This is a genomic window from Dactylosporangium sp. CA-139114 (assembly GCF_050955725.1).
Taxonomy (GTDB): Bacteria; Actinomycetota; Actinomycetes; order Mycobacteriales; family Micromonosporaceae; genus Dactylosporangium.
Genome location: NZ_CP192080.1, coordinates 9,708,743 through 9,727,249 on the forward strand (window position 1 = coordinate 9,708,743; position 18,507 = coordinate 9,727,249).

General features: G+C 72.7%; 18 protein-coding genes. 8 read left to right on the forward strand and 10 right to left on the reverse strand.

Annotation, left to right across the window (positions count from 1 at the left end; genetic code table 11):
- Window positions 1–18 precede the first annotated feature (18 nt).
- From ACQP2P_RS43640 to ACQP2P_RS43655, 4 genes are all read right to left on the reverse strand, one after another.
- Window positions 19–603: a hypothetical protein gene (locus ACQP2P_RS43640; protein WP_433611224.1), complete on the reverse strand. Its 585-nt coding sequence runs from the start codon at window positions 601–603 to the stop codon at window positions 19–21.
- A 1,548-nt stretch (window positions 604–2,151) separates the two neighbouring features.
- Window positions 2,152–3,015, reverse strand: a complete 864-nt coding sequence (locus ACQP2P_RS43645) for a maleylpyruvate isomerase N-terminal domain-containing protein (RefSeq protein WP_433611226.1) — start codon at window positions 3,013–3,015, stop codon at window positions 2,152–2,154.
- A gap of 311 nt (window positions 3,016–3,326) precedes the next feature.
- Window positions 3,327–4,634: an MFS transporter gene (locus ACQP2P_RS43650; RefSeq protein ID WP_433611228.1), complete on the reverse strand. Its 1,308-nt coding sequence runs from the start codon at window positions 4,632–4,634 to the stop codon at window positions 3,327–3,329.
- A complete protein-coding gene (locus tag ACQP2P_RS43655) occupies window positions 4,631–5,062 on the reverse strand; it encodes a MarR family winged helix-turn-helix transcriptional regulator (RefSeq protein ID WP_350619045.1) in 432 nt (143 codons plus the stop codon). The genes ACQP2P_RS43650 and ACQP2P_RS43655 overlap by 4 nt, the downstream gene beginning before the upstream one ends.
- A gap of 140 nt (window positions 5,063–5,202) precedes the next feature.
- Here ACQP2P_RS43655 and ACQP2P_RS43660 point away from each other — a divergent pair, with 140 nt between their 5' ends.
- Together ACQP2P_RS43660 and ACQP2P_RS43665 are read left to right on the forward strand one after the other, a co-directional pair.
- Window positions 5,203–5,445 carry a DUF2530 domain-containing protein gene (locus ACQP2P_RS43660; protein ID WP_433619523.1) on the forward strand — a complete coding sequence of 81 codons (243 nt, stop codon included), beginning with the start codon at window positions 5,203–5,205 and terminating at the stop codon, window positions 5,443–5,445.
- 9 nt (window positions 5,446–5,454) lie between these two features.
- Window positions 5,455–5,838, forward strand: coding sequence for a VOC family protein (locus ACQP2P_RS43665; RefSeq protein ID WP_433611230.1), 384 nt, complete (start codon window positions 5,455–5,457; stop codon window positions 5,836–5,838).
- Between the two features lie 77 nt (window positions 5,839–5,915).
- Here ACQP2P_RS43665 and ACQP2P_RS43670 read toward each other — a convergent pair whose 3' ends face one another.
- Window positions 5,916–6,626 carry a helix-turn-helix domain-containing protein gene (locus tag ACQP2P_RS43670; protein ID WP_433611232.1) on the reverse strand — a complete coding sequence of 237 codons (711 nt, stop codon included), beginning with the start codon at window positions 6,624–6,626 and terminating at the stop codon, window positions 5,916–5,918.
- The gene (locus ACQP2P_RS43675; protein ID WP_433611234.1) at window positions 6,613–7,464 is read right to left on the reverse strand and encodes a DUF3027 domain-containing protein; all 852 of its coding nucleotides are present in this window, start codon (window positions 7,462–7,464) and stop codon (window positions 6,613–6,615) included. Before ACQP2P_RS43675 ends, ACQP2P_RS43670 begins: the two co-directional genes overlap by 14 nt.
- A 71-nt stretch (window positions 7,465–7,535) precedes the next feature.
- Between ACQP2P_RS43675 and ACQP2P_RS43680 the strand changes: the two genes are divergently transcribed.
- The 3 genes from ACQP2P_RS43680 to ACQP2P_RS43690 all read left to right on the forward strand — a co-directional run bounded on the left by ACQP2P_RS43680 (window position 7,536) and on the right by ACQP2P_RS43690 (window position 10,794).
- A complete protein-coding gene (locus tag ACQP2P_RS43680; protein ID WP_433611235.1) occupies window positions 7,536–9,203 on the forward strand; it encodes an MFS transporter in 1,668 nt (555 codons plus the stop codon).
- Window positions 9,200–9,880, forward strand: a complete 681-nt coding sequence (locus ACQP2P_RS43685) for a futalosine hydrolase (protein WP_433611237.1) — start codon at window positions 9,200–9,202, stop codon at window positions 9,878–9,880. The genes ACQP2P_RS43680 and ACQP2P_RS43685 overlap by 4 nt, the downstream gene beginning before the upstream one ends.
- Before the next feature lie 95 nt (window positions 9,881–9,975).
- Window positions 9,976–10,794 carry a 1,4-dihydroxy-6-naphthoate synthase gene (locus ACQP2P_RS43690; protein ID WP_433611239.1) on the forward strand — a complete coding sequence of 273 codons (819 nt, stop codon included), beginning with the start codon at window positions 9,976–9,978 and terminating at the stop codon, window positions 10,792–10,794.
- A 37-nt stretch (window positions 10,795–10,831) separates the two neighbouring features.
- Here ACQP2P_RS43690 and ACQP2P_RS43695 read toward each other — a convergent pair whose 3' ends face one another.
- Together ACQP2P_RS43695 and ACQP2P_RS43700 are read right to left on the reverse strand one after the other, a co-directional pair.
- Window positions 10,832–11,230 (reverse strand): cold-shock protein, encoded by a 399-nt coding sequence (locus tag ACQP2P_RS43695; RefSeq protein ID WP_433611241.1) that lies wholly within the window; start codon window positions 11,228–11,230, stop codon window positions 10,832–10,834.
- Window positions 11,231–11,306: 76 nt separating this feature from the next.
- Window positions 11,307–11,966 carry an HAD family hydrolase gene (locus ACQP2P_RS43700; protein WP_433611243.1) on the reverse strand — a complete coding sequence of 220 codons (660 nt, stop codon included), beginning with the start codon at window positions 11,964–11,966 and terminating at the stop codon, window positions 11,307–11,309.
- 114 nt (window positions 11,967–12,080) lie between these two features.
- Between ACQP2P_RS43700 and ACQP2P_RS43705 the strand changes: the two genes are divergently transcribed.
- Together ACQP2P_RS43705 and ACQP2P_RS43710 are read left to right on the forward strand one after the other, a co-directional pair.
- Window positions 12,081–13,721 (forward strand): glycosyl hydrolase family 18 protein, encoded by a 1,641-nt coding sequence (locus ACQP2P_RS43705; RefSeq protein ID WP_433611245.1) that lies wholly within the window; start codon window positions 12,081–12,083, stop codon window positions 13,719–13,721.
- A gap of 78 nt (window positions 13,722–13,799) precedes the next feature.
- Window positions 13,800–16,169: a helicase-associated domain-containing protein gene (locus tag ACQP2P_RS43710; RefSeq protein ID WP_433611247.1), complete on the forward strand. Its 2,370-nt coding sequence runs from the start codon at window positions 13,800–13,802 to the stop codon at window positions 16,167–16,169.
- Here the strand turns inward: ACQP2P_RS43710 and ACQP2P_RS43715 are convergent.
- Both ACQP2P_RS43715 and ACQP2P_RS43720 read right to left on the reverse strand, forming a co-directional pair.
- Window positions 16,166–16,357, reverse strand: a complete 192-nt coding sequence (locus ACQP2P_RS43715) for a hypothetical protein (RefSeq protein ID WP_433611249.1) — start codon at window positions 16,355–16,357, stop codon at window positions 16,166–16,168. The two genes, ACQP2P_RS43710 and ACQP2P_RS43715, sit on opposite strands and share 4 nt — an antisense overlap.
- Window positions 16,354–16,563, reverse strand: a complete 210-nt coding sequence (locus ACQP2P_RS43720) for a hypothetical protein (RefSeq protein ID WP_433611251.1) — start codon at window positions 16,561–16,563, stop codon at window positions 16,354–16,356. Before ACQP2P_RS43720 ends, ACQP2P_RS43715 begins: the two co-directional genes overlap by 4 nt.
- Before the next feature lie 242 nt (window positions 16,564–16,805).
- Between ACQP2P_RS43720 and ACQP2P_RS43725 the strand changes: the two genes are divergently transcribed.
- Window positions 16,806–18,446, forward strand: coding sequence for a DNA repair helicase XPB (locus ACQP2P_RS43725; RefSeq protein WP_433081094.1), 1,641 nt, complete (start codon window positions 16,806–16,808; stop codon window positions 18,444–18,446).
- The last annotated feature ends 61 nt before the right edge of the window (window positions 18,447–18,507 follow it).

The window sequence follows — 18,507 nt, forward strand, 5'->3', positions numbered from 1 at the left end:
CCCGCGCGAACGGCCGGTTCAGCGCGACTGCGCACTCGCATTGCGCAACACGAGCCCGGCCCGCTGCAACTCCCCCTCGACCCGGAGCCGCTCGACCTCGAGATCGATGCCGCCAAGCTCGCCGAGGTGCTCCTCGACACCGAGCTGGGCGCAGGCGACGCGCAGTCCTTCGTCGTACGCCTCCTGCACCGCCACGAACCACACCCTCGACCGCATGGCCACGCTCTCGCGGAGCCGATTGAGCCGCCGCAGATCGCCGGCCACCTGCTCGATCGGCGGCCCGGCGGCCCACTCGCCCCGGCCGCGCGCGGCGTCACCGGCACCGCGGCCGACCCGGTTGAGCCGCCAGCCGCCGACCTGCGACCGCTCCGCCCGTTCTCCCCGCTCGGTCCGCGACTCCTTCCAGCGCCGGCCTGACCGAGCCTCGTACCGCCGCCGGGCACGCTCGTCGAGACGCTGCCGAAGGCGCTTGGGCAGGAGGCGTCGGGTCAGCTCCCAGCCGCGGGCGAGCACTTCGTCGGCCGACATGAGGAGCGCGCAGATGAGACACGGAGCAACGGCGATCAGCCCGATGACTACGGCCACGAGCAGGCCGTGCAGCACGCCCACGAGATGAGACTAAGCTCACACGACAACGATCGCCACCGATTCCAGGACTTCGGCCGGGTCAACCTTCGGCCGATCAATACCGGATTGTGCGGGTTTGCGGAAGATGCACCGCGACGCTGTGAGCGCGTGCGGCACGAGCGATCGAGGTGGCCCGCGCGCCGTTTTGCGACGGGTGGCCGAGCTGGTCCCGGCCGGGGACGAGTGGCCCCGCGAGCGTCGAGCGGAATCAGCGACCGTGGCGCTGCGCTGCGGGCCTGGACTGGCAGCGCCGAGGTTTCCGCGCGCCCGGCCCGGTCGGACGGCCGGCGCGAGCACTCGTTGTCGGGCTCGGACAAGACGCCGACGAAAAAGGGCAGCTATGCCGCAAGTGTTGCCCCCAGGCGAAGTGCGCGCGTGGCCGTGCGCTCCGCCCACGGGCGGCCGCCGGGCGAGGTGCACGCCGCGATTGGGAGCGGGCGCCACGCGCCGACCGAAGCAGGCGCCACGCGCGAAATGGGTGCCCAAGCGCGGTCGGTAGCGGGCGGCGGGCGCGAAAATGGGCGACGCACACGGGCAGGAGTGCTCGCCCGCACCGAGGCCGACGCCGAGCGCGGGCGCCATGCGCAGGCCGAAGCGCGTGACGGGCGCGAAATGGGCGACGCACACGGGCAGGAGAGTGTTCACCCGCACCGAGGCCGGCGTCGCGGGCGGGCGCGAGCGGGCGGCCGCGCAGGCCGAAGCGGGCGACGGGCGCGAAATGGGCAACGCACACGGGCAGAGGTGGGCGCCCGGGCGGGAGGCGGCGGGCGGGAGGCGGCGCCGCGCGCGGGCGCGATCCGGTGCCATGCGCAGGCGGAAGCGGGCGCCGCGCGCGAAATAGGCGCCCAAGCGCGATCGGGGAGCGGGCAACGGGCGCGAAATAAGCGACGCGCACGGCGGAGGTGGGCACCCGGGCGGGACGCGGCGCGCGGGAGGCGGCGCCGCGCGCGGGCGCGAGCGGCGCCATGTGAAACGGGCGCCCACGCGCGGACGGCAGCGGGTGGCTGGCGCGGGAGCGGGTGACGGGCGCGAAATGGGCGACGAACACGGGCGGAGGTGGGCGCCCGGACGGGAGGCGGCGGGCGGGAGCCGGGAGGCGGCGCCGCGCGCGGGCGCGAACGGGGCCACGTGAAACGGGCGCCCACGCGCGGACGGCAGCGGGTGGCTGGCGCGGGAGCGGGTGACGGGCGCGAAATGGGCGACGAACACGGGCGGAGGTGGGCGCCCGGGCGGGTGGCGGCGGGCGGAAGCGGCGGGCGGAAGGCGGCGCCGCGCGCCGGCGCGAACGGCGCCATGCGAAAAGGGCGCCCACGCGCGGGCGGGAGCGGGTGGCTGGCGCGGGAGCGGGAGGCGGGCGCGAAGTGGGCGGCGCGCCCGGGCGGGCGTGGGCGCCGCGCGAAGTGGGCGCCGCCGGCGGGTGTGGGTGCGGCCGGGAAGTGGCTGGTGAGGCCGGGTTGGCGGCGCCCCCTCGTCGTCGCCTACCCGGCCTCGTGCCTGGGTCGCGGGGTGCGCCGGGACGGCGGGTTACTGTGTGCCGGCCCGCAGCAGGGATCGGAGTTCTGCGATGGCCTCCTCGTCACCCTTCACCTCGATCGGGGAATGCGCATCGGTCGTTGGGGTTGATTCGCGTGCCCAAAGCCATCGCAGCAGAGGGACCGGAGAGGCCGTTACCGTCGCGGCCGGCGGCGGGTCGAGCGGGGAGCCGTCCAGCGGGGTCACCGAGGCGCGGCCGTCGGTCACTCGCACCAGCCAGGAGCGGGCGGGGACCGGGGCGGGATCGGAGGCGGCGGCCGGCGTGGCGGGTGTCGCCGGGTCGCCGGAGGTCGCGGGCGAGGAGGCGAGCATGCGCACCTCCACCGCGTGGCCCTTGGCCTGCTCGATGACCTTCGCGAACTCCTCCGGCCAGGCGTCCGAGGCGTAGCCGACGAAGATCTCGAGGACCTCGGCCACGCCCTCGGCGGCCAGGTCGTCGGCGATGGGGGCCGGGTCGATGACCTTGTGGGCGAATTCGCCGTCCAGGCGATGAATGACCGTTTCGAGGGCCATGCGGCGGATCCAGAACTTCACCGTCTGGTCGGGTGTGTAGAAGGTCGGCATGGCGTCGGCGTCGTGGCGGCGAGAGAACTCGTGGGTCAGCGCGCCGTAGGCTCGGTCGAGCAGGGCGATCGGGGGCTCGCTCAGGATGTCTTCCGGCGGCCAGGGCGTCGGCCAGTCACCGGTTCGCATGAGCTCGGCCTTGTGCAGGTATACCTGGCCGACGTGGCGCACGAGGTCCCCCACCGTCCAGGGGAGACAGGTGGGGACCTTGGCGGTCAGCCCGGCCCCGGCCACCTCGCGCAGGCGCATGTAATCGGCGGCCAGGCACTGCAGCAGTCGCGATCGCTCCATGACCGTGACTCAACCATATGGGTACGACAAAAACCGTCGCAGCCGCATCGTGCCGGTGCCAGCGCCGTGACCAAGTGCGCGTTCGGGCTCGCAACCAGACGTCCCGGCGCGAGCGAACGACCCGCCGGGGCGAATGGCGCCAACGCCGTGACCAGGTGCGCGTTCGGGCTCGCAACCAGACGTCCCGGCGCGAGCGAACGACCCGCCGGGGCGAATGGCGCCAACGCCGTGACTAGGTGCGCGTTCCGGATCGCAGGCCGCGCGTCCCGATGGAGCGAACGGCCCACGGTGAAACGGACCCGAGGCCCGATCTAGCGCACGGCGGGACGAACCGCCGGCACGCCGGTGGCGCGCTCGTGGACGTGCACGCTCGGGCGCGGCCGCCAGGCCACGTGGATGCGGCCGTGAGTCCGCCGCAGCTGCAGCACCCCCAGGATCACCGCCGCGACGAGCGAGATCAGGCCGCCCGCCCAGAGCCCGGACCGCGGGCCGTAGTGCTCCGCGCACCAGCCGATGATGAGCGAGCCGATCGGGGTGGTGCCGAGGAAGACGAGCACGTACAGCGCCATCACCCGGCCCCGGAAGGCGGCGTCCACGCCGAGCTGGACTCGCTGGTTCGCGGCCTGGGCGAAGTAGATCATGAAGAAGCCGGTCGGCAGGAGCAGGGCCACCGCGATCACGAAGGTCGGGGCGAGGCCGACCAGCGACTCGAAGCCGGCGAAGAGGATGGCCGCGGCGAGCACGCGGTAGACCGACGGGCGGCTCCGGCGCCGGGAGCTGGCCAGCGCGCCGGAGAGGGCGCCGATGGCCATCGCGGTCGAGAGCAGCCCGAAGTACTTCGCGTCGACGTGGAACTCGACCCGCGCGAGCACGGCCAGGGTCAGCTGGAAGTTGAACCCGAAGAGGCTCACGAGGAACACGAGCAGGATGGCGAGGCTCAGGTCGGGACGCTGCCGGACGTACCGCAGCCCGTCGATCGTCCGCGCCTCGCTCGCGGCCAGCGCGTCGCGCTCGATGCGGAACAGCTCCGCGGGGCTCATCCGGGCCAGCGAGATCAGCGGGGCCGTGCACAGCACCGCGGTGAGCAGGAAGATCGGGCCGGTCTTGTCGTGCAGGGTCGCGATGATCAGCCCGGCGGCGGCCGGCCCGACGATGCGGGCGGTGTTGAACGTCGCCGACGACAGCGACAGCGCGTTGGGCAGCAGGTCCTTGCCGACCAGCTCGGAGACGAAGGACTGGCGCACCGGGGTCTCGATCGCGCTGATCGCCCCGAACAGCGCGGCGGTGACGAACACCCACCACAGGTTCACGATCCCGGTCACGACGAGCACGCCGAGCAGGGTGGCGACGATGGCGGACCCGGCGTTGGCGAACAGCAGCAGGCGCCGCTTGTCGAAGCGGTCGGCGAGCTGGCCGCCGTAGAGGGTGAGGAGGAGCACCGGCATGAACTGCAGGGCGGTGACGACGCCGAGCGCGGATGCCGAGTTGTCGGACAGCTGCAGGACGAGCCAGTCCTGCGCGGTGAACAGCATCCAGGTGCCGAGAAGCTTGACGAGCTGGCCGATGGTGAACAGACGGTAGTTGCGGACCTGCAGTGAGCCGAACGTGGTCCCTGTCATGCGCTGCGCCCGATCCTCCCCAATATCTCGGCGGCCTTGGTGAGCACCTCGCGCTCCTCCGGGGTGAGGGCCATGAGCTGCTTGGCGAGCCACTCGTCGCGGGTGCGGCGGTGTTCGGCCACGACGGCGCGCCCCGACTCGCTGGCGGCGAGGATGACCTGCCGCCCGTCGGTCGGGTGCGGCGAGCGCTGGACGAGACCGCGTTCCTCCAGCTTCGCCACGATCTTGGTGAGGGTGGGCGGCTGCACCCGCTCGTGCTCGGCCAGCTCCCGGGGCGTCAGCGCGCCGGCGAGCTCCAGGCTCGTGAGGGCCGACAGCTGCGTGATCGTGAGGTCGCCCATGGGGCGGGCCTGTCGCAGTCGGCGGTTGAGGCGGGTGATGCTGTCCCGAAGGGCCGCCGCGAGCTGGGCGGCGGCGAGTCTGGGCACGCGAACCATCACAATAGTTAGCTTACCTAATGAGCCTGGCTAACGACCTGTGCGCTCGATCACCGGTGGTCCTGCGCGGAGGGGACCCGGACGGGTACCGTGTGCGCGTGACCACGCCGCCCAAGCCGCTCGACCCGCCGATGGTGCCCTTCGCCGTCGCCGGCATCGGGCTGTGGATCGTCGCCGCGCTGATCATGCTGGTGTTCCGCGACGACCTGGCCGCGCACGGCCACGGCAACTGGCTCGGCATCGCCGTCGCCGGCGCGCTGTGGGGCATCCCGGGCCTGCTCACGATGGTCGTGCACGACCGGAACCGGCGGCGGCGCCGGGCGGCCGCGGGCGCGTCCGATTCCTTCAAGACGGACACCTCCGCCGCGCCCTAGCTTGAGGCCATGAGACTGAACGTATTCGGCCTGGTCGTGGCCGACATGCCGCGCTCGCTCGCCTTCTACCGCCGGCTCGGGCTCGACGTGCCCCCGGCCGAGGACGCCAGCCCGCACGTGGAGCACGTGCTCGACGGTGGGGTCAAACTGACCTGGGACACCGTCGAAACCATCCGTTCGTTCGACCCCGAATGGACGACCCCGGTCGGCGGGAACCGCATGGGGCTCGCGTTCGAGTGCGAGTCGCCGGCCGAGGTCGACAAGGTGTACGCCGAACTCCTCGCGGCCGGATACGCGGGGCACAAGGAGCCCTGGGACGCGTTCTGGGGAATGCGGTACGCCGTGGTGCACGATCCGGACGGCGTCGGCGTCGACTTGTACGCCCGGCTCTGAGCGCGCTCTGGACGCCGGGGGCGAGCGCCGCTCCTGCCACTGCGAAGGCCGGGATTCCTGGCGGGAGCAACGGTTGGTTACTGACGCGGACCCGAGCCATGCACCAGCTCTTGCATCGTCACCCCGGCGAGCGCCTTGACGTCGCGTGCGAGATGGGCCTGGTCGGCATAACCGCTGCTCACGGCGACCGTGGCGAACGCCACCCCGCCCCGCGCCAGCTCCATCGCGGCCCCGAGGCGCAGGATGCGGGCGAGCGTCTTGAGGCCGTACCCGTACAACTGCAGCCCCCGCCGATGCAGCTGCCGCTCGCTGAGCCCGACGTCCGCCGCGATCCCGGCCACCGACCACCCGGCGCGCAGGCGGTCCAGCAGCCGCGGAGCCAGCGGGTCGGGCGCACGGTCCGCGGCGAGCAGCTCGGACTCGAGCACGGCACCGGGGTCGGACGCCTCGTCGAGCCGCTCGGTCAGGCGCCGCACCCGGGCGGAGGGCCAGAGGGCGTCGAGCGGCACCCGCTGGTCACGCACCTCGTGCGCGGCGACCCCGAGGACCGCCGGGCCCTGGCCGGGCGCGAACCGCACCGCCGCCGAGCGCGACCCGGCCGGGACGCCGGCCAGGTGGGCCACGGTGTCCGGTCCGGCGACGATCAACCCGCCCGGACTGTGGATGACGTCCATGCAGCCGTCGGGCAGGATGCGCTTCGCGCCGCCCTCGCGCGCGCGGTGGCGCCAGACGACCGCGCCGCGCAGCCGCGACGCTCGCTCCGCGTAACCGAACTCAGCCGTGTCCATAGGGCTCGGCCGGTTCGTCGCCGTCGACCGAACCCGGGGCTCGGCTCACCGCGACCGCCTCGACCTCGCTGTCGTCGAAGACCGTCGGCAGCTCGTCGACCGGCTGGGCCTGCTCGACGAGCACCTCGGAGTGCGCGCCGCAGCCGTGGTCGGCCGAGACCACCTGGGCGTCGTCCGGCGCGTACTCGTTGCCGCACACCCCGAACGCCGGCCGCAGCGAGCCCGCGAGCTGCAGGTAGAAGCCGCACGAGCCGCACCGGGCCGCGGCCGGGGCCGCGACCGAGATGGGCGCGTTGGGGCCGCGGTCGCCGTCATACCACCGCTGGGCCGCGTCGAGGCGACCGTCGCGGGACATCACCCGGGCCCGGCCGAGGCCGAGCTCCCAGTTGACCTCCTCGACCGCGGGGTCGTCGGACTCCACGTAGCCGGGCTGCAGGCGCGGGTCGTCGGCCGGGGTCGGCAGCAGGTCGCCGACGCCCAGGTCGCCGGGCTGGAGGCGCTCCTGCCACGGCACCCACTCGGGCGCGCGGAGCGCGTCGGGGCCGGGCAGCACCGTCGACTCGCAGATCGTGACCTGCTTGCTGCGCGGGATGCGGGTGACGGTGACGGCCCAGCGCCAGCCCCGGTATCCGGGCAGGCCGCACTCGAAGAAGTGCGTGACCAGGCGTTCGCCTTCTGCGACAACGCCCAGATGGGCGCCGATGTGGTCGGGGTCGACGACGTCGAGCCCCTGCCGTGCGACCTCGACCGCATCCGTCAGGACCTGGTCGGGCTTGGCGGCACGGCCGCTTCCTCGCGTGGGCGCAGTCGAGGCAGTCACACCTCTATTCTTCCTCATCGCCACGCCCGGTGAGCACGGCGGCCCCGGCGCGCCCCGAAACTGTCGTACCCATGGTTCAGGATGGTGGCATGTCGGTGATTCGGGGAGTGGCCCAGAGCGTGGTGACCACCGTGCGCGCGGCACGGGTCGCGACGGTCGGGACCACACGCGCGGGTCGATACCTCGGACGCAACCTGCTGCGCGTGCGTGAGCGCGGGGCCGGCGGCGAGACCGGCATGCTGCGCCTGCTCGACCTGCACGCGGCCTCCTGCGCCGGCGACACCCTGGTCGCGCTGGGCCTGGCCGGCACGGTCTTCTTCTCGGTGCCGGCGGGCGAGGCCCGGGGCCGCGTCGCGCTCTATCTCCTGGTCACGATGCTGCCGTTCGCGCTGCTCGCCCCGGTCGTCGGGCCGGTGCTCGACCGGTTCCGCCACGGCCGCCGATACGCACTCGCGGTCACCATGCTGGGCCGCGCCTTTCTCGCCTTCATGCTGGCCGACCACCTGACGAGCTGGCTGCTCTACCCGGCCGCGTTCGGCATGCTCGTGCTGTCCCGCGCCTACGGCGTGGCCCGCAGCGCCGCCGTGCCCCGGGTCCTGCCGCCGGGGCTCGGGCTGTCGGAGGCGGGCGCCCGGGCCTCGGTCTTCGGCACGTTCGCCGGCGCCATCGCGCTGCCGATCGGGCTCCTCGCCGGGCAGTTCGGGCCGCAGTGGCCGCTGCGGGTGTCGATCCTGGTCTTCATCTACGGCATGGTCACCGCGCTGCGCCTGCCGCCCCGCGCCGACTCCGACCCGCCCGAGACGATGCCCAGGGTCCTGCGGCCGGCCGGGCGCGGGGTCAAGGTGCTCAGCGGGCGCGTGGTCGTCGCGGCGCTGGTCGGCAGCGCCACGCTGCGCGGGCTCTACGGCTTCCTGACGCTCTATCTCGCCTTCGCCATCAAGGAGGGCACGCTCCCGGTCAAGCTGTTGGCCTGGCAGCTCTCGCAGCAGGTGGCGGTCGTCGTAGTGGCGGGGGCGCTGGGTGTGGGCTCGTTCCTCGCCACCGCGATCGGCACCCGGCTGCGCATCCACCGGCCCGTGCTGCTGCAGGCCATCGGGATTCTGCTCACCGCCTTCGTGGCCGTCCTCGCCGCCAACCGCCACTCGCTCGGCACGGTCGCGCTGCTGTGCCTGTTCACGGCGGTCGCCAGCGGCCTGGCCAAGCTCGCCGTGGACGCCTCGATCCAGGAGCGCGTCGACGAGAACGTGCGGGCCAGCGCGTTCGCGCACTCCGAGACGCTGCTCATGATCGCGTGGGTGATCGGCGGGGCGATCGGGCTCATCCCGTTCGGCGGTGCGTGGGGGCTGTTCGTGGCCGCGGCGTTCGTGGCGCTGGGCGGGGTGCGGGCGGCGTGGGCCGCCGTGGCCCTGCGCAAGGAGCGGCTGCGCGGTGCGCCGCCGGACGTGCCCGACGCCGCGGAGGCGCCGACGGTCCCGGCTCCTGCTGCTCCTGCCGCGCCGGCCGCGCCGGCCTCCGAGGCGACCACGGTGCCGCGCCCGGCGACCGCGAAGGACGACGACGGGGAGAGGCGGCGGTTCGGGTTCGGCAAACGGCGCGAGAACCCGACGGCCCCGGGCCCCGCACCGGCCGCGACCGAGACGAGGAAGATGCCGGTGGTGGACGTGGAGGACGGTTCGCCGCTCGCACCACCGGGGTACACGCTGTATCGGCCATCGGGGACGGACCCGACGGCCCGGCTGGAGGACGACGGGCGATGAGGGCGTTGCTGGGGTATTCGAGGGCGTTGGTCGTCACGGCGGTCGAGGCCGAGCGGGAGGCCGTGCTCGGCGGGCTCGGGCTGGGGTCGCAGGGCTCCGAGGCCCTGGAGGACGGCTCGCCGGTCGTCGTGGTCGCGGGCGGAGTGGGCCCGGCGGCGTCGGCGGCGGTCGCCTCGCACTACCTGACCACGGCCGCGTTCATGGGCCCGGCGTTCGACCTGGTGCTCTCGGCCGGGATCGCCGGCGGGTTCGCCGGGCGGGTCGAGATCGGCGGGCTGGTCGTCGCGACCGAGTCGATCGCGGCCGATCTCGGGGCCGAGGGGCCGGACGGGTTCCTGAGCGTGGACGAGCTGGGGTTCGGGTCCTCGCGGATCGACGCGGACTCGCAGCTGCTGCGGTCGCTGCGGATGGCGCTGCCGGAGGCCGTCGGGGGGCCCGTCCTGACGGTGTCGACCGTCACCGGGGCGAGCTCCGAGGGCCTGCTGAAGCGGTTCCCGGACGCGGTCGCCGAGGGGATGGAGGGCTTCGGGGTCGGCACGGCCGCGAAGCTCTGGCCCGGTGCGGCGTTCGGCGAGATCCGGACGATCTCGAACGCGGTCGGGCCGCGGGACCGCGCGGCCTGGAAGATTCCCCAGGCTCTGGGCCTGCTTCGCCAGGTGTTCGCCGCGATCCGCTGATCCTCACGGAGCCCCGCCCGCTGTGTCGCAAGGGTCACAGGTGCTCTTTTGGTGCTTGGGGTGCGGTCCCGCGCGTTCGGTCTAGATTCGGGGTTGTGACGCTTTCGCTCGCTTTTTCGCCGTGTCCCAATGACACGTTCGTCTTCCACGCGCTCACGCACGGGCTCGTGCCCGGGGCGCCGGCGTTTGACGTGACCTTTGCCGATGTCGACGTCACCAACACGGCCGCGCTCTCGGGGCAGTTCGACCTGGTCAAGGTCAGCTACGCCGCGCTGCCGTGGCTGCTCGACAAGTACACGCTGCTGCCCTGCGGCGGGGCGCTCGGGCGCGGCTGCGGGCCCCTCGTGCTGGTCAAGGACGCCGGCATCACCTCCCTGGGCGGCAGGACCGTGGCCGTTCCCGGGGACCGGACCACCGCCTACCTGCTGATGCGGCTCTGGTCGGCCGCCGAGCCGCCGGCCCGCATCGAGGTCGTGCCGTTCGCCGAGATCATGCCGGCCGTGGCCGCCGGGAAGTACGATGCCGGGCTCGTCATCCACGAGGCGCGGTTCACCTACCAGCGGTACGGGCTGCACGCCCTCGCCGACCTCGGCGAGTGGTGGGAGAACGACACCGGGCTGCCCATTCCGCTCGGGGCGATCCTCGCGCACCGGGACCGTGTCGACCCGGAGCAGGCGACGGCCTGGATCAAGGAGTCGGTGCGGCTGGCCTGGGAGAATCCCGCGGCCAGCCGGGCGTTCGTGCTCGAGCACGCGCAGGAGATGGAGCAGAGCGTCGTCGATCAGCACATCGCGCTCTACGTCAACGAGTTCACCTCGTCGCTCGGCCCCGACGGGCACGCCGCCGTCGACGCGCTGCTCAACCGGGCCGCGGCCGAGGGCCTGGTGCCCGCCACGCCGCTGGTCGGCGCCTGACCGTCAGAGGGGGCCCGCAGGCCCCCTCTGCGCGGCGTCAGACCTCGAGTTCCCGGGCCACCAGGTGCACGGCCTCGGCCACCGTTCGGGACGTCTTGCGGTCCGGGAAGCGGCCGCGCCGGAGGTCGGGCTGGATCTTGGCCTCCAGGACCTTGATCATGTCCTCGATCAGGCCGTGCAGCTCCTCCGGCGGGCGGCGGTTCGCGACCGCGCGGGCCTCGGCGACCGAGGGCGGCGCGTCCAGCAGCTTGACCTGCAGCGCCTGGCTGCCCTTGCGGCTCTCCACCACCCCGAACTCGACCCGCTGACCCGTCTTCAACTCACCCACGCCGGACGGCAACGCCGCCTTGTGCACGAAGACGTCTCCACCGTCGTCGCTGGTGAGGAATCCGAAACCCTTCTCCTGGTCGTACCACTTCACTCGACCCGTCGGCACGCTGCCCTGCTCCCCAGTGTCGGACCCGTCCCGGCGACCTCGCGTCACACGCGGTGCCCGGGATTGCACACCAAGGCTAGTCATCCGAAACGGGACGGCCAACCGAGATCATGCCTTGGAGAAACGCCGGAAACGGGCGCAGATCGGGGAACACGACCGTCGCGCCGGCGGCCCGGAGCTCGGTGGCCGAGCACGGGCCGGACGTGACGCCGACGACCGGAATGGCGGCCAGGACGCCGGCCTGCATGTCGGCCACGTGGTCGCCGACGTAGAGGGCGGCGCCGATCTCGCGCAGGACCTCGGCCTTCTGGGCGTGGAAGACGTCGCCGTAGACGTGGTCGACCTCGATGCCGAGGTGCGCGAGGTGGAGTTCCGCGAGGCGGCCGAGCTTCGAGGTGATGACCGCGATCCGGGCGGGCACCGCGCGCACCGCCGCCAGCGCCTCCAACGCCCCCGGGAGGGCCACCGAGGGCGATATGGCGTGGTCCGGGTAGAGGGACCGATAGATCCGAATAGCCTCGTCGACCCTTTCCGCCGGGAACCACTGTGCCATTTCTTCGCGCAGTGGCGGGCCCAGCCGGGTGATCACGAGGTCGGCGTCGACATGGACGCCGGTCGTCGCGGTGAGCGCCCGCCACGCTGCGGCGATGCCGCGCCTGGTGTCGAGGAGCGTCATGTCGAGGTCAAAGCCAATGACAACCGGTTGTTGAGACACTCTTAAGGATGCCCAGGTCACAGTAGGTATGCCATCGAAACACACGCTCGACTTCCTATTGACGAGTGAGATCCAGGCCACTACCGTCACCTTCACTTTTAGGAAAGTTTCCTAAGAGACCATCCAGGAGACGCGATGAAACGATCCGTCCGCAACGGCCTCATCGTCGCCGCCGCTCTGGCGGTGGCCGGAGCCGTCGTTCCCATCGTCACCGCCAATGCCGCCGGAAACCTGAGCGCCACGTTCACGGTCGACCAGGACTGGGGCTCGGGCTGGGGCGCCACCTACAAGATCACAAACGGGACCTCGAGCACGATCAACGGGTGGACGCTCGAGTTCGACCTGCCCGCGGGCGGTCAGATCACCAGCTTCTGGGACGCCGACGTGACCCGCACGGGTCAGCACTACGTCGCCACGAACAAGTCCTGGTCCCCGACCCTGGCGGCGGGCGCGAGCTTCAGCTGGGGCATGAACGGCTCCGGCGCCAAGCCGCCGACCAACTGCAAGATCAACGGCGTCTCCTGCAGCGGGGGCACCCCGACCACGGCGCCGCCCACGACCAGCACCACCAAGCCGCCGACGACCCCGCCGGTGACCACCTCGCCGACGACCAAGCCGCCGACGACCCCGCCGCCGACCACGACCACGCCGCCGGCCGGCGGGAGCAAGAAGGTCGTCGGCTACTTCGCGGAGTGGGGCGTCTACGGCCGCAACTACCACGTGAAGAACATCGAGACGAGCGGCTCGGCCGCGAAGCTCACCCACATCCTGTACGCGTTCGGCAACACCACCGGCGGGCGCTGCTCGATCGGTGACAGCTACGCGGACTACGACAAGGCCTACACCGCGGCCGACTCGGTGGACGGCGTCGCCGACACCTGGGACCAGCCGCTGCGGGGCTCGTTCAACCAGCTGAAGAAGCTCAAGGCGATGCACCCGGGCCTCAAGGTCATCTGGTCGTTCGGCGGTTGGACCTGGTCGGCCGGCTTCACGCAGGCCGCGCAGAACCCGACCGCGTTCGCGGACTCCTGCTACAACCTGATCAACGACTCCCGCTGGGCCGGCGTCTTCGACGGCATCGACATCGACTGGGAGTACCCGAACGCCTGTGGCCTGCAGTGTGACGGCTCCGGCCCGAACGCCTACAAGAGCGTGATCGCCGCGCTGCGCGCCAAGTTCGGCCCGTCGAAGCTCGTCACCTCGGCCATCACCGCGGACGGCAGCAACGGCGGCAAGATCGACCTCACCGACTACGCCGGTGCGGCCGCGAACCTCGACTGGTTCATGCCGATGACGTACGACTACTTCGGCGCCTTCAACGCGCAGGGCCCGACCGCCCCGCACTCGCCGCTGACCTGCTACTCGGGCATCCCGACGGCCGGCTTCTGCTCCGACGCGGCGATCACCAAGCTCAAGAGCAAGGGCATCCCGTCCAACAAGCTGCTGCTGGGCGTCGGCTTCTACGGCCGCGGCTGGACCGGTGTCACGCAGGACGCCCCCGGCGGCTCGGCCACCGGCGCCGCCCCCGGCACCTACGAGGCGGGCATCGAGGACTACAAGGTCCTCAAGAACAGCTGCCCGGCGACCGGTACCGTCGGCGGCACGGCCTACGCCAAGTGCGGCAACAACTGGTGGAGCTACGACACTCCGTCCACCATCGCCGGCAAGATGACGTACGCGAAGAACCAGAGCCTCGGCGGTGCGTTCTTCTGGGAGCTCTCGGGTGACACGAGCAACGGCGAGCTGATCACCGCCGTCAGCAACGGCCTGAAGTAACTCCGAGCGAGCAATCGAGGGCGGGCCCGCCGGGCCCGCCCTCTTTTGTCGTACGCGCCGGTTAGCGTATGAGGCGAGATGACGACGATTTCGCTGGCCGACCATTTGCGCGCCCTGCCCGACGACGAGCTGACGGCGCTCATCCGGCTGCGCCCCGACCTGGTCATCCCGCCGCCGTCGGACTTCTCGGCGCTCGCGCACCGGGCCCAGTCGCGGGTGGCGGTGGCCCGCGCGCTCGACGCGCTCGACCAGTTCACGCTGGAGATCCTGGACGCTTTGCGGTACACGCGCGTCGGCCACGCCTCGTCGGCCGAGTCGGTGCTGGCGCTCACCGCCCAGTCCGGCGTCGACGCGGTGCACGTGCGCGCGGCGATCGACCGGCTGCGGACCTTCGCGGTGGTCTACGGCCCCGACCCGGCGCTGCGGATCGTGGGCGCCGTCGACGAGGTGTGCTCGCCCTTCCCGGCCGGGCTGGGCCGCCCCGCCGAGGAGCTCGACCCGATGGCCGGCGCGCTGGTCGCCGACGCCGCCGGGCTGCGCCGGGCGCTGCTGGCCGCCTCCCCCGCCGCCCGGGCCGTGCTCGACCGCCTCGCCGCGGGCCCGCCCGTCGGCACCGTCGCCGCGACCGCCCTGCTGCCCGACTCCGACTCGCCGGTGCGCTGGCTGGTCGAACGACACCTGCTCGTGCCCGTCGGGCGCGACGCCGTGGAACTGCCGGTCGAGGTCGCGCTCCTGCTGCGCCGCGAGGCCGGGCCGCTCGGACAGCTGCACCCCGAGCCGCCGGCGCTGCAGACCTCGCAGCGCGACCCCGCCCAGCTGGATCGGGCCGGGGCCGGGCAGGTGCTGGAGCTGGTCCGCAACGCCGAGACGCTGATCGAGACGATCGGGCAGGAGCCGCCGGCCGTACTGCGCTCGGGCGGCCTGGGCATCCGGGAGCTGCGCCGCTACGCCAAGACCGTCGGCGTCGAGGAGCAGCAGGCGGCGCTGCTGGTCGAGATCGTCACCGCCGCGGGGCTGATCGGCGAGGAGATCATCGACAACAAGCGGGTCGAGAGCGTCTTCCTGCCCACCGTCGCCTATGACGCCTGGCGCGCGTTCGGCATCGCCGCCCGCTGGCACCGGCTCGCGGTGGCCTGGCTGACCATGACCCGCGCGCCCGCACTCGTCGGGCAGCGCGACGACCGCGACCGCCCGCTCAACGCGCTCGCGCCCGAGCTGTCCCGCCCCGGCGCCCCGGCCCAGCGCAAGTCCGCCCTGCAGGTGCTGGCCGACCTGGCCCCCGGACTGACCGCGGCGCCGGCCGGCGTCGTGGAGACCCTCGCCTGGCGCACCCCGCGGCGGATCAACCGGGCCACGTCGGCGGCGATCGAGGCGAGCCTGGCCGAGGCCGCGTTCGTCGGGCTGACCGGGTTCGGCGGGCTGACCGCATACGGGCGGCTGCTGCTGGCCGAGCTCGCCGCCGAGGCGCCCGACCCCGAGGACCCGCTGGGGATCGGCTCGCCCGAGGGCTATGCGCTCTCCGGCTCGGCCGCGCTGCTGGACACGCTGCTGCCGACCCCCGTCGACCACGTGCTGCTGCAGGCCGACCTGTCCGCGATCGTCCCGGGCCCGCCCGAGCCCACCCTCGCCGGGGAGCTGGAGCTGCTCGGGCTGCAGGAGAGCGCCAGCGTGTTCCGCATCACGGCCGAAACGATCCGCCGGAGCCTCGACGCCGGCTACTCCGCGGCCGACCTGCACGCGCTGCTCGCCCGGCGCTCGCGCACGCCGGTGCCGCAGACGCTCACCTATCTCATCGACGACGTCGCCCGCCGCCACGGCGGCATGCGCATCGGGTCGGCGAACTCCTACGTGCGCAGCGACGACGAGTCGATGATCGCCGAGGTCCTCGCCGACCGGCGGCTGCAGACGCTGGGGCTGCGCCGCCTGGCCCCGACGGTGCTGGCCTGCCGCCACACGCCGGCCCGGCTGCTGGAGGCGCTGCGGGAGGCCGGATACCCGCCGGTGCAGGAGGACTCGACCGGCGCCGCGGTGCTGAGCCGACCGAAGCAGCGCCGGGGGGCTCCGCGCCCGTCGTGGGCGTCGCGCGGGGTGGAGGACCCCACGGCGGCGGTACGGCTCTCGGGACCCCGGCTCGCCGGCGTCATCGAGCAGATCCGGCGGGGCGACGCGGCGGCCCGGGTCGCGCGGCGGGCGCCCGTGACCGTGCGGGCCAACGGGGCCTCCGGGGCCTCGCACACGGAGGCGCTCGAGGTGCTGCAGCAGGCGCTGCGGGAGAAGACCCGGGTCTGGGTGGGATACGTCGACGCGCACGGGGCCACGGCGTCGCGGCTCGTGCGGCCGGTGTCCATGGGCTCGGGCTATCTGCGCGCCGAGGACGAGCGCACGGAGATGCTGCACACCTTCGCGCTGCACCGCATCACCGGCGCGGTCCCGGAGGCGGAGGCCTAGTTCTCGGCCCGGGCGGTGCCGATCACGGAGCCGATCACGGACACGATCAGCATGACGGCGGCCAGGCTGCCCATCGTCTCGCCGATGGCGTCGGTCAGCGGGCTCTTGAGCACCAGCCAGGAGACGAAGAACCAGCTCAGGGCCGCGACGGCGACAACGGTGACGCCGAGCTTCGCCAGGTTGCTCATTTCCGCTTCCCACCGCTGCGGCGGGTCGAGCCGACGACCGAGCCGACGATCGAGCCCAGCAGCATGACGACGAGGATCGCGCCGAGCGACTCGCTCACGGCGGTCTCGACGTCCGTGTGCGCGACCCGATGGGAGAGCAGAAACCAGCCGACCGCCACCGCGAGGGCGGCGAATCCACCGAACGTCAAGGTCACCCTCGGACGCATGCCTCGATGCTAGGCGGCCGGCGCGGGCGACGACTCCGGTGAATCACCCGATGTTCGCCGGTCGCGGGATCGGACGTACGCGCTCGCCCCCGAACTCCATTCGAGCGCGTGCGTCCGGCTCCGCGGCGACGGCCGCCGAAGCCGTCAAAGTGTTGAACGCACGGGAAGGGCCGGTTCGTTGCACGGGTATCCATCGTTCCCACTATCCGGGAAGTGTCATACCCGCATGCGACACTGGTCCGGTGCCAGAAGGTCCACTGATCGTCCAGTCCGACAAGACGCTCCTGCTCGAGGTCGACCACCCCGACGCCCAGGCGTGCCGCATGGCCATCGCACCGTTCGCCGAGCTCGAGCGGTCGCCGGAGCACGTGCACACCTATCGCCTGACCCCGCTCGGCCTGTGGAACGCGCGCGCCGCGGGCCACGACGCCGAGGGCGTGGTCGACTCCCTGCTGCGCTATTCGCGCTATCCCGTGCCCCACGCGCTGCTGGTCGACATCGCCGAGACGATGGACCGCTACGGGCGGCTCCAGCTGCGCAACGACCCGGTGCACGGGCTCGTCCTGCACGCGTCCGACCGCGCGGTGCTCATCGAGGTCTCCAAGAGCAAGAAGCTCGCCGGGATGCTGGGCAGCCAGATCGACGCGGACACCGTCATCGTCCACGCGTCCGAGCGCGGACGGCTCAAGCAGGCCCTCCTGAAGCTGGGCTGGCCGGCCGAGGATCTGGCCGGCTACGTCGACGGCGAGGCCCACAAGATCGACCTGGCCGAGGACGGCTGGGTGCTGCGCTCCTACCAGCGGGAGGCGGTCGAGTCGTTCTGGGCCGGCGGCTCCGGCGTCGTGGTGCTGCCCTGCGGGGCCGGCAAGACGCTGGTCGGCGCCGCGGCGATGGCCCAGGCCAAGGCGACCACGCTGATCCTGGTCACCAACACGGTCGCGGGGCGGCAGTGGAAGCGCGAGCTGATCGCGCGCACGAGCCTGACCGAGGAGGAGATCGGCGAATACTCCGGCGAGCGCAAGGAGATCCGCCCGGTCACGATCGCGACCTACCAGGTGCTGACGACCCGGCGCGGCGGGGCCTTCGCCCACCTCGACCTGTTCAACGCCCGCGACTGGGGCCTCGTGGTCTACGACGAGGTGCACCTGCTGCCGGCGCCGATCTTCCGGTTCACGGCCGATCTGCAGGCCCGGCGGCGGCTCGGCCTGACGGCGACGCTGGTGCGGGAGGACGGGCGCGAGGGGGACGTGTTCTCGCTGATCGGGCCCAAGCGGTATGACGCGCCCTGGAAGGACATCGAGGCGCAGGGGTGGATCGCCCCCGCGGAGTGTGTCGAGGTGCGGGTGACGCTGACCGACGAGGAGCGGATGGCCTATGCCGTCGCCGAGCCCGAGGAGCGCTATCGGGTGGCGGCCACGGCCCGGACGAAGCTGCCGGTGGTCCGGGCGCTGATCGACCGGCACAAGGACGATCAGGTCCTGGTCATCGGGGGCTACATCGACCAGCTGCATCAGCTCGGGGAGTTCCTGCAGGCGCCGATCATTCAGGGGGCCACGACCAACCGGGAGCGGGAGAAGCTGTTCGACTCGTTCCGCAGCGGGGAGCTCCGGACGCTGGTGATCTCCAAGGTCGGCAACTTCTCCATCGACCTGCCCGAGGCGGCGGTGGCCGTGCAGGTGTCGGGGACGTTCGGGTCCCGCCAGGAGGAGGCGCAGCGGCTGGGGCGGGTGCTTCGGCCCAAGGCGGACGGCCGCCAGGCGCACTTCTACACGGTGGTGGCCAGGGACACCATCGACACGGAGTACGCGGCTCATCGGCAGCGGTTCCTGGCCGAGCAGGGTTACGCCTACACGATCACCGACGCCGACGACGTCGTCGCCTGAGCGTCGCTGTCGGCCTTGGCGCCGCTGTCGCCTGAGCGTCGCTGTCGCCTGAGCGTCGCTG